This window comes from Clostridium sp. CTA-17 (genome assembly GCF_054767895.1).
On record NZ_BAAABF010000002.1, the window covers coordinates 314263 to 327179 of the forward strand.

Here is a 12917-nt window from a genome sequence, read left to right on the forward strand (position 1 = left end):
CCCTAATATAGGTTATTTACCTTTAATTTCTAAATACATCTTTTTAATTTTTTCTATATTAGCTTTATTAGTTTCTTCATCAAGTCCATCACTATGAGCAGCAAGTAAATATGGTTCAAAATCATCTAAAGAAGTTGATGAAATTTCATCTTCACTTTGCTTTTGAACAGGCTCATTTATAAATTTAGGATTATCCATTAAATCTTTAGTATAAGTAATGACTTTGTTTTTACCTATATCATTTAATTTTCTCAGATCTTCTATATGTTGCTGTTCTTCCGCTGAGTATTTTTCAAGAGAGTTACTAGTAATTTCTTTATCTCCATTAAGTTCTTCAAGAGAAACATTTAGACCTTGAGATAATTTAAAAGCGACTTCTAGTGAAATATTTTTTGTTTTTCTAGAAATTATGCTTCTAAGTGTTGAATCTGATAACCCAGTAGCCCTAGCGATATCAGGAATTGATAAATTTCTATTTTTCATTAAATTTTCTAAAACCTTGTAAAATTCCAATGAATTCACATCCTTTCGATATTATTATACTACTTTTTTCACGCATTGCAATGTTTTTATATAAAAAAAGTGTTGACAATTAACGCTATGCGCGATAATATTAAAGCATAAACAACGCAATGCGTTAATAGGGGGTGAAAAAAATGAGAACTTCTAATATAATGTTTTCTAATTTAAGAGCAGAGATGGCAAGAAAACAAATCACTATTAAGAAGATAGCCGAACTTTTAGAAATTAATAGAGATACAGCAGGAAGAAAATTAGCAGGCAAAGCACCATTATATTTAAGTGAAGCTTTGCTTATTAACAAAGAATTATTTCCAAATAAAAACGTAACTTATCTATTTAAAGAAATAGTTCCAAGTAAAAAAGTAAGTTAGGAGTAATTAAAATGAATGATTTAGTAAAAATCAATAATTCTGATTTATCAGTAAAAGAATTTAATGGACAAAGGGTTGTAACGTTTAAAGATATTGATAGATTGCATGAAAGAGTAGAAGGAACAGCAAAAAGAAATTTTAGTGATAATAAAAAACATTTTGTTGAAGGTATTGATTATTTTTTAATAAATAAATCAGAGGTCGGTACGGATTTCGTACTAAGCTTTGAATTTGATAAATTTGCAGCTACAGGAACGTTAATTACTGAAAGTGGCTACTTAATGTTAGTAAAAAGTTTATCAGATGATTTAGCGTGGACAGTTCAAAGAGAATTGGTTAATAAATATTTCAGAGTTAAGAATGAAGAAAATACTTTTGATATGTCAGAGCTAAGTCCAGAGCTTCAAATGTTTAATAAAATGCTTCAAGCTGTAGCAAAGAGTGAATTAGAGCAAAAGAAAATAAAGCAACAGCTTAATGAGGTTAATGATAAGGCTTTAGAAGCTAAAGAAGAAGCCGTCAAGAGCAGAGAAGAAGTACAAGCTATAAGAGAAGTTGTAGCTATTAATACTAGCAATTGGAGAGAAGATTCTAGAAAGATGATAGTTAAAATGGCTCATTACTTAGGTGGTAATAGTTATATACATGCTGTTCAAACAGAAGTGTATTCACTTATGAGAACTAGGTTAAGATGCAAACTAGATGTACAGCTTACCAATATGCGTAGAAGAATGGCAGAAGAAGGAGTTTGTAAATCTAAAAGAGACAAACTTAATTATTTAGATGTTATTGAGAGAGATAACAGATTGAAAGAGGGATATTTAGCTATAGTAAAAGAATTAGCTATTAAATACAGTTAAACATTTAGACCATATTAGTAAGGTCAACAAAATGGAAGGAGGGATTTAAATGAGTAAGAAAGTTTTTAAGAATCTTACAGAAGAAAAAATAGAAGCTATTAAATCACAAATAGTAGGTTTAGATAAATCTGAATGGATATATATAAAAGAAGGAATAGATATGTATTTTAATAGAAAAGCCGCCAATATAAAAATTGACGACTTAACTCAAATAGATGTTTATCTAAAAAGAAAATACTAACAATCTACTATTTGGATAAACATTGGGTGAATACGGTAGTCCTTACCTAAGTAATTAATATAGATGTAATCTTGTTGGTACATTGTATGTTCATCTTCTTTTTTAAAAGGACTCCAAATCTCAGCTTTTTCCTCCCACCAAATTTGAGGAGAAGCATGGTTAGGTCCCATTTTACAATTAGGGTCATCGCATAAATTTACCCAATTACCTATTAAACAAGCATAGATGTTTTTCATAAAATCACCACTTTTCATAATTTATTTCAGCTTGGCAGAGCTGATACTTAAATTATAAAGCTTGGAAATATATAGGACAAGTATCAGTAAATAGCATATCCCCCTGATACTAAAAAAATGAATAGGACAAGATTTATTAATATTATTTTAGAGATAAAGAAAAATATTTAAAGGAGGATATTAGGATGGCTAAAAGAAAAAAAGAAAATCCAAATGATTGGGATGAAAGTTTATTCCCAAAGTTAATTATAAAGGATGGTAAACCATTTGTTACAGATGGTTATATAGGATCATCTAAAGTCACTATTGTAAGACAACCATCAATGGAAACAGTAGAAAGGTTTAATAAATTTCTAGCTAAAAAAGAAATTGAGGCTAGAACTGAATTACAGAAATTAAGGAGTGTAGAAGAATGTTAACTCCAAAAGGAAGAATCATCTTAGGAATAATATCAACAGTTACAGCTTTATATCTAAGTGTATATTTTATGATTAAAAGCCTAGATGAAAAAGAGCCAAGGCAAAGTTTTAAATACTTAATACTAAGTACATGCAATATGTTAGCTTTAATATTTTCAACAAATGTAATTTAAGGAGGAATTTTATAATGGAAAATAATAAATATGTATTCGTAAAGGATTTTGATACAGCTTTAGTTCAATTAGGAGAGATTCTTGATAACTTTAACGACAATAGAAATTTTGAGGTTACAGATGATGATATAAGAGCTTTAGAATTAATTATTAAAGCGCATAAAAACGGATTAAGTACTAAAGATTTAGTTAGTCTATTATCACAAAGAGAAGGGGTAGAATTAATAAATGTAAATCCACATACTGAAAAAAATATAACAATATGTGGACCCGCAATAGTTTTAAATATAATTGATTAGTGAACCTTACTGTATCTATAAGAATTCTTTATAAAAGCATGATGATATTTGCCTTTAGATGAAGCGTTTAAAAGCCCTTCAAATATATTCTGTGGAACATTGTAGTAATCATAAACTCCAGAATGAAAGGCAATTCTTAAGGTAGCAGTACTTGAATCATAACCAACCGCAACTAAGTTACTTGATGATACAGGTATCATATTCATAAAAAACACCTCCTCTCAATATAAGTGTACAACCTTTAAATTAAAAAGTTTGTAGAAATGTGTTGAATGGAGAAGAGGAAAGGAGAAAAATAATGAAACAATTAAAAAGATTAACTCAAAAACAAAAGAAATTACTTAAAGAATTATATGGAGTGAAGGAACCTTCCAAGAGATTTGGAGTTCATAGAGTTACTAAGGATGGCATTATATTTTGGGATAAGCTCGAAAATAAAGCTATGGATCCAATAAGAATTTAGTTAGGAGTAGTAGAAATGAGAAAAGTTAATACAGGTTGCTTAGTAATTTTAATTGTACTAATTGTAATTTGGAGCATTATCTATTATGTAGTTTATAAAATATTAGGTTGGTTAGTCTTATGTTAGAACTAGCTAAGAAGATTACAAAAAATGTACAAGAAAGACTAAGCAAACTAACAATAGATGAAACTATAAACGTTTTAATAGAGAAAGAAATAAAAACAGAGTACCAAGGCACCGACCAAAGTAGCCAAGGCACTCAAGAAATAAATCTCAAGGATATATTACCACTAGGAATGGATTTAGACAATGGTGAAATTTATGATATTGAAACTGGAGAAACAGTAAAGGAGCTGTAACTTATGGGTAATTTACCAGATTGTTGTTATGAGTATAGATTCAATAGAGAAGAGCCAAGAGCTGTAGAAACTTGTACTGAATGTGGTTGCAACATATATGCAGGAGAAAGTTATTACGCTATTGGAGATAACTTAATATGTTGTGAATGCATTGAAACCTTTAGAAAAGAAGCAGAGGAGGGATTCTAATGGAAGAGAGATTAGAATGGCTTAGAGAAAGACAGAAAGGAATAGGTGGCTCCGATATAGGAGCTATCCTAGGATTAAATAAATATAAAACAGCTTTTGAAGTTTATTTAGAAAAAACAGAACCTATTTTAGAAGTAGGAGAGCAATCAGAATCAGCCTATTGGGGAGATCAATTTGAAGAAGTAGTTGCTAAAGAATTTGAAAAGAGAACTGGTAAGAAAGTAAGAAGAGATAGAAGGCACTTTCAAAATAAAGATTATCCATTTATGGTTGCTAACATAGATAGAAGAATTGTAGGAGAAAATTCAATTTTAGAATGTAAAACAGCTAATCAGTATTTATCTAAGGAATGGGAAGAGGAAGAAGTACCTGCTAGTTATTTAGTACAAGTTCAACATTACTTAGCAGTTACAGGAGCAACTAAAGGATATATAGCAGTTTTGATTGGTGGACAAAAGTTTATTTGGAAAGAAGTTGAGCGTGATGATGAACTTATAAAATACATTATTGAAGCTGAAAAAGATTTTTGGAAAATGGTCAAAGATAAAACACCACCTGCATTAGATGGTTCAAGCGCTGCTGAGAAGTGGGTTAATGAAAGATATAAAAAAGTTAATGAAGGTGAAGTTATAAAACTAGATTCATCATGGAAAGAGTTACTTAATAAAAGAAAAGAACTCAAAGAATATAAAGATAATGTAGAGCAAGAAATTAAAGAGATAGAGAACCAATTAAAGCAAAATATAGGACATGCAGAGTATGCTAATGCTCCTGGATATAGTATTAGTTTAAAACAATCCGTAAGAAAAAATTTAGATAGTTTAAAAATTAAAGAATTACTTAAGGATGATTATGAAAAATATTTAAAAGAAAGTATAAGCAGAAGATTAGTAATTAAGGAGGAAAAATAATATGGCAACAGCATCAAGTTTAAAAAATCAATTAGCAAAGAAGGGAACTGGTAATAGTTTATCAGTTGGAAATACAGTTAAAGGATTAATGGATAGTCCAACTATAAAGAAAAGGTTTGAAGAGGTATTAAATGAAAAGGCACCTCAATATATGAGTTCAATAGTTAACTTAGTTAATTCAGATACTAACTTACAAAAATGTGAAGGAATGAGTGTAATAGCTAGTTGTATGGTAGCAGCTACAATGGATTTACCTGTAGACAAGAATTTAGGATATGCATGGGTAGTTCCATATGGGAATAGAGCACAATTTCAAATGGGATATAAAGGGTATATTCAATTAGCATTAAGAACAGGTCAATATAAGTCTATAAATGTAGTTGAAATAAGAGAAGGCGAATTAGTTTCATGGAATCCATTAACAGAAGAAATTGAGGTTGACTTTAGCAAACGTGAGAGCGAGGCAGTAATTGGATATGCAGGATATTTTAAATTAATAAATGGATTTGAAAAGACAGTATTCTGGACCAAAGAAGAAGTAAATAATCATGCAAATAAATTTTCAAAGACAGTTAATTCAAAAAATTCTGTTTGGAAAAGCAATTTTGATGCAATGGCTAAGAAAACAGTTCTAAGAAACCTATTATCTAAATGGGGAATTTTAAGTATAGAAATGCAAAAGGCATATACAGCAGATGAAAACTTAATTAATAAAGGTCTAATGGATGATATAGAAAATGTACAAGCTAATATTGATGATATTCAAGAAAATAATGAGAATGAGGGTGTTATTGAAGCTGATTATACAGTTGATAGTAACAATGAAGTTCTTGAAGGACAAGAAAATATGTTTGAAGGAACACCATTATAAGATAGGAGGGGTTAGTTATGGCAGAAGGATGGATAAAGCTTTATAGAAATATCCAAGAGCATTGGATATGGCAAGATCCACAAAAGTTAAAATGGTGGCTAGATATCATCCTTCTAGCTAACCATAAAGAAAATAAATTCTTATTAGGCAATGAATTAATAGAGGTAGAAAGAGGGGAACATCATACTTCTGAGTTGAAATTAGCTAAGCGATGGGGTGTATCAAAAACAACTGTAAGAAAGTTCTTAAAGTTACTTGAAAGTGAACAAATGATTGAATTAAAAAAATCGAAAAAGGGTACCACCTTGAAAGTTAGTAAGTACAACGATTATCAAGATTTTTCAGAGGGTGAAAAAACCGTAAAAAAACCACAAAAAAACCATAGCGTATACCACAAAGAAACCATAGAAGAACCATATGCTATACCACAAAAAAACCATGAGGTATACACAAACAATAATGAAAAGAATGAGAAGAATGAAAAAAATGAGAAAGAAGGAAAAGAAGTAGTAAAATCAACCTCACCTCGTTCCTATCCTTCTCCTAGCCATAAATTATTAGCTAATTACTTAACAGATGTATGTTATAGAACTTTCTTTAACAATGCAGATATTGTTGAAGAAAATGAAGTTATAAAAATTAAACCAGATAACAAATTTTCTAAAGGAGCTATTAAAAAGTATATTCCAACATTAGAGATTGAAACTCATAAAAAAATAGAGGTGATTTAAGTGAAAGTTAATTTACTAGAAGTTTATTCAGTACATGAACTAGCATTAAAGACCTATAGAGATTTAGCTAAAAGAAAAATAGAAAGAAATAGAGAAGTAGCTGCTTATTTAAAAGTTAGAGAAATAAGTGGAAGATACCTAGAAGGATCTATAAAAGCTTTAATTATTGCTTACTATAAATACCTAAGTCATATAGCAAAAAGCGTGTACAAGCCATAAGGGATGAATTAGAAAAGCCAACGAAGAAACCAGATGTAGATAATATAGCAAAAATTATATTAGATAGCTTAAATGGTGTTGCTTATAAAGATGATAGTCAAATTGTAGATCTTAGGATTATTAAAAGCTATACGGAAGAGACTGAGAGAGTTGAGTTTGAATTAAGATAAATAATGATGTTCTTTTAAAATTTAATAATATGGTATTATATAGATGTTAATTTATAACATTTTAGGAGGATTAAATATGAATAGATTTGAAAAGTTTTTTAAGAATATGACTGATGAAGAATGGGAAAAATTCTCAGCCGTAGTATTAGAAAAAGCAGGGTATAGGAGTCTAACGTTACCTGCTTACGGAACAGATGGAGGAAAGGATTTTTTTGTAGAGAAAGATGATATCAAATATTTAGTTAGTTGTAAGCATTATATAAATTCGGGTAGACATGTTGGAGTAGATGATGAGATAAATATTGTAGATAGATTATTGCAGCATGATTCAAAAGGTTTTATAGGATTTTATTCAACTGGAATTACTACAGGATTACAAAATAGATTAGACGGAATATGTAAAAATAAACAATACCATTATAAAATTTTTGATCCATCTATAATTACAACTATAATGCAATCAATGGATACTAAAATTTTACAAAGCTTCGGTTTATATCCGCATAAATATTATATGAACGTATCAGAAGATGAATATAAGCCTTTGAAATGTGTTATATGCGGAAAAGATATTTTGACTGATAAAAATATACCTAAATCTATTGCTGGCTTAACAAAAGATTCTAACGATAAATATTTATTTATATACGGATGCAAGTCGTGCTTAAACAATATCGAACTATACTTAAATGCATTTTTAGAGATAGAACAGGCATTACATTTGAGAATTATGCAAGAATGGGATGAATTTATTGATAGTTCAATTGAAGAAGATAAGTTGGAATTAAGCGAAGATTTTTATGAGATGCGTCATAAATTTATGAAGGGTGTACGTCAAAGACAATTGCCTCAAACAGATGGGAATTGGTATGGATTAGAAATATAAAATTAAATAATTATTAAGAAAATGCCGTATTATTTAAAGGTTAAATATACGGTATTTTTTATTTTAATTTAGAGGTTAAAAGAAAGGATAATTAATATTTTAAAAATAAATAATTACTAACATAGGAGGTTTATATGGATAAAGAATTATTAAAAAAAACAGAGAACTTGCTTAAGAATTACAATAAATTATCCACTGAAATTAAATTAATTAAAGCAGAGATTGAAGATATAAAAGAATCTTATACTGGTTGTGTAGCTATTGGATATAGTGAGAAAAGTGGAGCAACAAATAAATTTAGTAGTATGGTTGAGGATGAAGTGATAAGAAAAGAGAAAGAACTATTCTATCTTAATAGAGATTTAGAATATAAGATTAAGTTAAAAAGGAGAATTGATTTAGCTATACAAACGCTTAGAACTAAAGAAGAAAAGGATTTAGTTAAGTTAAAGTACATCAATCAGCCTAATGTTAGTTGGGGAAACGTGGCTTATATTTTAAGATATAATAAGGATTACTGTAGAAAGGAATTAAGAACTAAGATAATAAAGCAGATTGCAGATTTTATTTTCTACAATCCAGGAGTTCAAGAAAAATTTATAATATAAGCTATATATTTAAAAATATGGTATAATTAATGATGTTATCTAAATTTTAGGAGGGGGATCTTTGAATAAAATAAAAAAAATGAATTTAAAGCATTGGATAGTTATTTTATTAATGTTAGTAATTTCATTACTACTTTTGTTTTTTAGTGAAAATTTGAATAGTGCAATATCTAAAAATATGATTTCTAATATAGCTTCAGCTATATTAATTTCTGGTATAATAGGGGTTTTTGATAAGGTATTTATGGCTCAGAGTTTTATTGAATCAATTTGTCAAAGAGTGGATTTGAAAAATGATATTGATAAACTGAAAATTATAAATATAACTACTGATGCTAATAACAAAATAAATTATAAAGAATACATAAATAAATCAAAGAAAAGTATAGATATCATTCATATTAGAGGAGAACATTGGACTAATGATAATATAGAATATATTTTAGATAATATATCAAAAAAAGCAACTACTGTAAGGATATTATTATTAGATCCAGAAGCACATTTAGCACAAGTACTAGCTTTACAATATGAAAGTAGCATAGGAGATATTAAACAAAAAACAAATCAAGTAGTTGAATTTTGGAAAAAGAAATATAATGAAAGAAAGAAAAGGTGTTGCAGTAATAATTTTGAAGGAAAGCTAGAATTATACTTTACTAAAGGGAATATAAATACTGCGTTTTACAGGTTGGATGACTTTTTAATTTCTGTGCATATAAACTCTAATTCTTCAACTAAATCGAATGTAATACCAGCTATTATTATGAAGAATAATTATGACGAGGAATCTTTATATTCAGTATATTTAAATGAGATAAATGAATTATTTGAAGGAGCTAGGTTAGAATGGAGTTCAGAATCAAATTAACATTATATTACATAAATTAATAAGCACATGTTTGAAAAAATTAACTTGTATAGTATAATTAAATAATAATTATACATTTTGAAATAATTTTGGAGGAATTAAGGTGAAGAGATTTAAAGTAGATACTAGAAATTATAAAATAATGCCTAAATTTACAAATGAATTAAATAGAGAAGGGGTAAACTTTAAGACTATTGGAAGTGGTGGATTGACTATAGAAGTGAACGAATCAGATTTAGAAAAGTTTATATTATTATGTAGACAAAATAATATAACTATTTATCCATTAAAATAAAATATTAAATAACTTTAAGTACATTTTATAATTAAAAATTAATTGGTGAAATTTTAGAATAAATATTTATAAAAGAGAAGAAGAATCCCCCTTTATTAGTCCTTTTTAATCCCACCATACTCACGTTTTATTATGTTACTATGTAATTGTGCTGATGAACCTTTTGGATAGGTTTCATTTAAAACCTCCTTTGATATGTGAATTAAAATTTAACTATGAGCAAACGGAAAGCAAGGCTGAAATGCCTTGCATCGTGGAAAGAAGAGTATTTTAAAGGTGCAACTCCTTTACCTTCCCCTTTTATAAATTTTTAATCACAATTGCTAATTTAAAAGTTCTTATTTAAAAATCTTATTTCCATTACATTGCAGCATTAAGTTCCTGCTTTATGGGAATATAGCTCAGTTGGTAGAGCAGTAGACTGTTAATATATTGGTCGAGAGTTCAATTCTCTCTATCTCCGCCATTAAAAATATGATAAAATTAGAACATTCTCTGGAAGGGGTTATGGAAGATGATGTGTTTAAAGAATCTAGCATAAACTAGATTCTTTTATTATGCAATATTTTGTCTTATAATGGTTATGGGGTGGTTAAATGGAATTGTCAAATCAAATAACAATTAGTGATATTGTTAACATAATTTTAGCTTTAATATCATTATCGGCAATAATATTATCATACAGAACATTAAAAGAAATGGAAGTTCAAAGAAAGTTAAGTGTAAAACCACATTTAGTTATTTTAAATCAAAATAATTCTGTTAGGATTGATAATATTAATGATGAACATAGTAGAACTAAGTTTGAATTAACTAATATAGGTTCTGGATTAGCTAAGGACATAAAAATAAAAATTTTGCTAGATTTTAATGATATTTCTAAACTGGGAGATAAGATAAAAATTGATGGTGGCCTTATAAATGTAGATAATACATTTTTTATTTTAGAGAATATTAAAAGATGGAGTAATATTAATATTAATGCTATAGGTTCACAAAATAAGATTGAATTTTATGTAGATGGAGTAATTGATTTTATAATTAAATCTCTTATAACTACAATTTCTTTTGAGGATAAAAGTTTTGATAAAAATATTACTGTTAAAGTTAATTTGAGGTATAAAGATGTAATTAATAATGAGTATGAAAGTGATTATGAAATGATACTAGAATTTGGAACGTTAACTTTTAATGAAAATCATGATTTAAAGGAATCTTACGTTGAAATTAAATTAAATTTAGAAAAAGATAATAGACTTATAAATTAATTGAATTTTAATAAAAATAGAGCCTTAAGATTTAAGGTTCTATTTTTATTTTATAAAGAAAGGTGGTGGTATTGTGGCAAAATTAACTGAAAAACAACAAAGATTCGTAGAAGAATATTTAATAGACCTTAATGCCACACAGGCGGCAATTAGAGCAGGTTATAGTACAAATAGTGCAAGAGATATTGGATGTGAAAACTTAGCAAAACCCAACATTCGTGCGTGTATAGACCAAGCAATGGCAGAAAGGTCAAAAAGGACTGGAATAAATGCTGATAGAGTTCTTCAAGAGTTAGCAAGAATAGGATTTGTTAATCCTAAAAATGTTATTGATTTTAATAAAGCTTCAATACAAGAAGATGCTAGTGTAGATGATTTAGCAGCTATTCAATCAGTTAAGGTTAAAAGCATGCAATCAGAAAATGGAGATATGCTTGAAAGAGAAGTTAGACTTAATGATAAGTTAAAAGCTTTAGAACTTATTGGTAAACATCTAGGTATGTTTAAGGAAAATGTAAATATAAAGGCTAACATTAATAATACTAAAAAGCTAGATTCGATATTAAGCCAATTAAAGGGTGATGATAATGAGTGATGAATACAAGTTATCAGATAAGTATTTAGCTTTTTTAAAGCATAGGGCACCAGTAGAAGCATTGGAGGGAACAACAGCAGCAGGAAAAACTACAGTAGGAATACTAAAGTTTATGCTAATGGTTGCAGAATCTCCTAAGAAAATGCATGTTATTGCTGCCAAAACAACTGGAGTTGCTGAAAAGAACTTAATACAAAAGGAATATGGGATTACTGATGTATTTGGTGATTTAGTTAAGTATAACGGTAATGGTGATAAAGATAATAAAATACCTCATATAAGATATATAACGCCTAATGGTGAGAAAATAATATATATATTAGGTTATGATAACGTAGATAAGTGGAAAATGGCCTTAGGTTCTCAATTTGGTTGTGTACTTATAGATGAGGTTAACACAGCTAGTATTGAGTTTGTAAGAGAAATATGTACTAGAAATGATTATCTTATGATGACGCTTAATCCAGATGATCCTAATCTACCTATATATTCAGAGTTTATTAATTACTGTAGACCATTAGAAAAATATAAGAAAGATGTACCAGTAGAAATATTAGGGCAACTCAATTCAGAAGAGAAACCTAATTGGACCTACTGGTTTTTTACTTTCTATGATAATGCATCTTTAGATGAAGAGGCTATTGAAAAGAAAAAGACTAGTGCTCCTAAAGGAACTAAGCTATATAAGAATAAGATACTAGGTTTAAGAGGTAGAGCAACAGGTTTAATATTCAGTAACTTTGAAAGAAAGAATAATGTATTATCTAAAGATTATATTATTAAGCAAATAAAAGAAAAGAAATTAAAGTTTGTTCAATTTACAGCAGGATTAGATACAGCATATTCTCAAAATAGTCCAGATACCTTTGCATTTACTTTCTTAGGTATTACAGATAAGAAAGAGTTATTTGTATTAGATGAAGAGATATATAACAATAAAGACTTAGAAATTCCATTAGCTCCTAGTGATATAGCTCCTAAATATTTTAAGTTTTTAGAGAAGAATAGAAAAAATTGGGGATTTGCTAGAGATGTGTTTATAGATTGTGCTGATCAAGCAACAATAACAGAGCTTAAGAAGTTTAAAAGAACTAATCCATGTATGTATAACTTTATTAACTCTTATAAGAAAGTAACTATACTAGACAGAATACATTTAGCTTTAGGTTGGATTAATACCAATGGTAAAGTATTTTATTATGTTTTAGATAGTTGTAAGGAGCATTTAAGAGAGTTAGAGTGCTATTCATGGAAAGAGGATAAATATGAGCCAGAAGATGCAAACGATCATACGATTAACTCTAGTCAGTATGCATGGATACCTTTTAGAAAATTGATAGGAGATTATAAGGAGGAATAG

At 28.3% G+C, this 12917-nt stretch carries 24 protein-coding genes and 1 tRNA gene; 22 read left to right on the forward strand and 3 right to left on the reverse strand.

Annotation, left to right across the window (positions count from 1 at the left end; translation table 11 throughout):
• Positions 1-12: 12 nt before the first annotated feature.
• The gene (locus ACYUCG_RS05700) at positions 13-513 is read right to left on the reverse strand and encodes a helix-turn-helix domain-containing protein (RefSeq protein WP_243158626.1); all 501 of its coding nucleotides are present in this window, start codon (positions 511-513) and stop codon (positions 13-15) included.
• 143 nt (positions 514-656) lie between these two features.
• On the opposite strand from ACYUCG_RS05700, the gene ACYUCG_RS05705 reads away from it, so the two are divergent.
• The 3 genes from ACYUCG_RS05705 to ACYUCG_RS05715 are packed head-to-tail and all read left to right on the forward strand — an operon-like array spanning position 657 to position 1994.
• A complete protein-coding gene (locus ACYUCG_RS05705; RefSeq protein WP_206527619.1) occupies positions 657-893 on the forward strand; it encodes an XRE family transcriptional regulator in 237 nt (78 codons plus the stop codon).
• 11 nt (positions 894-904) lie between these two features.
• On the forward strand, positions 905-1753 hold the full coding sequence (locus tag ACYUCG_RS05710) for an ORF6N domain-containing protein (RefSeq protein ID WP_460268269.1): 849 nt from the start codon (positions 905-907) through the stop codon (positions 1751-1753).
• Positions 1754-1802: 49 nt separating this feature from the next.
• Positions 1803-1994 carry a hypothetical protein gene (locus tag ACYUCG_RS05715; RefSeq protein WP_198614748.1) on the forward strand — a complete coding sequence of 64 codons (192 nt, stop codon included), beginning with the start codon at positions 1803-1805 and terminating at the stop codon, positions 1992-1994.
• Here ACYUCG_RS05715 and ACYUCG_RS05720 read toward each other — a convergent pair.
• Entirely contained in the window at positions 1991-2230 is a 240-nt protein-coding gene (locus tag ACYUCG_RS05720; RefSeq protein WP_460268270.1) for a hypothetical protein, read from the reverse strand. The genes ACYUCG_RS05715 and ACYUCG_RS05720 overlap by 4 nt on opposite strands.
• Positions 2231-2415: 185 nt before the next feature.
• Here ACYUCG_RS05720 and ACYUCG_RS05725 point away from each other — a divergent pair, with 185 nt between their 5' ends.
• The 3 genes from ACYUCG_RS05725 to ACYUCG_RS05735 are packed head-to-tail and all read left to right on the forward strand — an operon-like array spanning position 2416 to position 3121.
• Entirely contained in the window at positions 2416-2649 is a 234-nt protein-coding gene (locus ACYUCG_RS05725; RefSeq protein ID WP_003460782.1) for a hypothetical protein, read from the forward strand.
• Positions 2643-2822 (forward strand): hypothetical protein, encoded by a 180-nt coding sequence (locus ACYUCG_RS05730; protein WP_003460779.1) that lies wholly within the window; start codon positions 2643-2645, stop codon positions 2820-2822. The genes ACYUCG_RS05725 and ACYUCG_RS05730 overlap by 7 nt, the downstream gene beginning before the upstream one ends.
• 14 nt (positions 2823-2836) lie before the next feature.
• Entirely contained in the window at positions 2837-3121 is a 285-nt protein-coding gene (locus tag ACYUCG_RS05735) for a BC1881 family protein (protein WP_070956705.1), read from the forward strand.
• On the opposite strand, the gene ACYUCG_RS05740 is transcribed toward ACYUCG_RS05735, so the two are convergent.
• The gene (locus tag ACYUCG_RS05740; protein ID WP_164805337.1) at positions 3118-3327 is read right to left on the reverse strand and encodes a KTSC domain-containing protein; all 210 of its coding nucleotides are present in this window, start codon (positions 3325-3327) and stop codon (positions 3118-3120) included. The genes ACYUCG_RS05735 and ACYUCG_RS05740 overlap by 4 nt on opposite strands.
• A gap of 92 nt (positions 3328-3419) precedes the next feature.
• Here ACYUCG_RS05740 and ACYUCG_RS05745 point away from each other — a divergent pair, with 92 nt between their 5' ends.
• From ACYUCG_RS05745 to ACYUCG_RS05820, 16 genes are all read left to right on the forward strand, one after another.
• A complete protein-coding gene (locus ACYUCG_RS05745; RefSeq protein WP_164799973.1) occupies positions 3420-3584 on the forward strand; it encodes a hypothetical protein in 165 nt (54 codons plus the stop codon).
• Between the two features lie 119 nt (positions 3585-3703).
• Positions 3704-3943, forward strand: coding sequence for a hypothetical protein (locus ACYUCG_RS05750; protein ID WP_164805338.1), 240 nt, complete (start codon positions 3704-3706; stop codon positions 3941-3943).
• Positions 3944-3946: 3 nt separating this feature from the next.
• Complete coding sequence (locus ACYUCG_RS05755; protein WP_221366665.1) at positions 3947-4132, forward strand: hypothetical protein; 186 nt, start codon at positions 3947-3949, stop codon at positions 4130-4132.
• Complete coding sequence (locus ACYUCG_RS05760) at positions 4132-5043, forward strand: YqaJ viral recombinase family nuclease (RefSeq protein ID WP_124046009.1); 912 nt, start codon at positions 4132-4134, stop codon at positions 5041-5043. The genes ACYUCG_RS05755 and ACYUCG_RS05760 overlap by 1 nt, the downstream gene beginning before the upstream one ends.
• Before the next feature lies 1 nt (position 5044).
• A complete protein-coding gene (locus ACYUCG_RS05765) occupies positions 5045-5914 on the forward strand; it encodes a recombinase RecT (RefSeq protein ID WP_221366664.1) in 870 nt (289 codons plus the stop codon).
• 17 nt (positions 5915-5931) lie between these two features.
• Positions 5932-6645: a GntR family transcriptional regulator gene (locus tag ACYUCG_RS05770; RefSeq protein WP_221366663.1), complete on the forward strand. Its 714-nt coding sequence runs from the start codon at positions 5932-5934 to the stop codon at positions 6643-6645.
• A complete protein-coding gene (locus tag ACYUCG_RS05775; RefSeq protein WP_460268272.1) occupies positions 6646-6864 on the forward strand; it encodes a hypothetical protein in 219 nt (72 codons plus the stop codon).
• On the forward strand, positions 6861-7034 hold the full coding sequence (locus tag ACYUCG_RS05780) for a RusA family crossover junction endodeoxyribonuclease (RefSeq protein WP_460268332.1): 174 nt from the start codon (positions 6861-6863) through the stop codon (positions 7032-7034). The genes ACYUCG_RS05775 and ACYUCG_RS05780 overlap by 4 nt, the downstream gene beginning before the upstream one ends.
• Before the next feature lie 43 nt (positions 7035-7077).
• A complete protein-coding gene (locus ACYUCG_RS05785) occupies positions 7078-7920 on the forward strand; it encodes a restriction endonuclease (RefSeq protein ID WP_283692673.1) in 843 nt (280 codons plus the stop codon).
• Between the two features lie 134 nt (positions 7921-8054).
• Complete coding sequence (locus ACYUCG_RS05790) at positions 8055-8528, forward strand: DUF722 domain-containing protein (protein WP_460268273.1); 474 nt, start codon at positions 8055-8057, stop codon at positions 8526-8528.
• 61 nt (positions 8529-8589) lie between these two features.
• On the forward strand, positions 8590-9399 hold the full coding sequence (locus ACYUCG_RS05795) for a hypothetical protein (protein ID WP_460268274.1): 810 nt from the start codon (positions 8590-8592) through the stop codon (positions 9397-9399).
• A 103-nt stretch (positions 9400-9502) separates the two neighbouring features.
• Complete coding sequence (locus ACYUCG_RS05800) at positions 9503-9694, forward strand: hypothetical protein (RefSeq protein WP_283692668.1); 192 nt, start codon at positions 9503-9505, stop codon at positions 9692-9694.
• Positions 9695-10084: 390 nt separating this feature from the next.
• Positions 10085-10160, forward strand: a tRNA-Asn gene (locus ACYUCG_RS05805).
• A gap of 130 nt (positions 10161-10290) precedes the next feature.
• Positions 10291-10962 (forward strand): hypothetical protein, encoded by a 672-nt coding sequence (locus ACYUCG_RS05810; protein ID WP_460268276.1) that lies wholly within the window; start codon positions 10291-10293, stop codon positions 10960-10962.
• Between the two features lie 73 nt (positions 10963-11035).
• Complete coding sequence (locus ACYUCG_RS05815) at positions 11036-11557, forward strand: terminase small subunit (RefSeq protein WP_460268277.1); 522 nt, start codon at positions 11036-11038, stop codon at positions 11555-11557.
• Entirely contained in the window at positions 11550-12917 is a 1368-nt protein-coding gene (locus tag ACYUCG_RS05820; RefSeq protein WP_460268278.1) for a terminase large subunit domain-containing protein, read from the forward strand. Before ACYUCG_RS05815 ends, ACYUCG_RS05820 begins: the two co-directional genes overlap by 8 nt.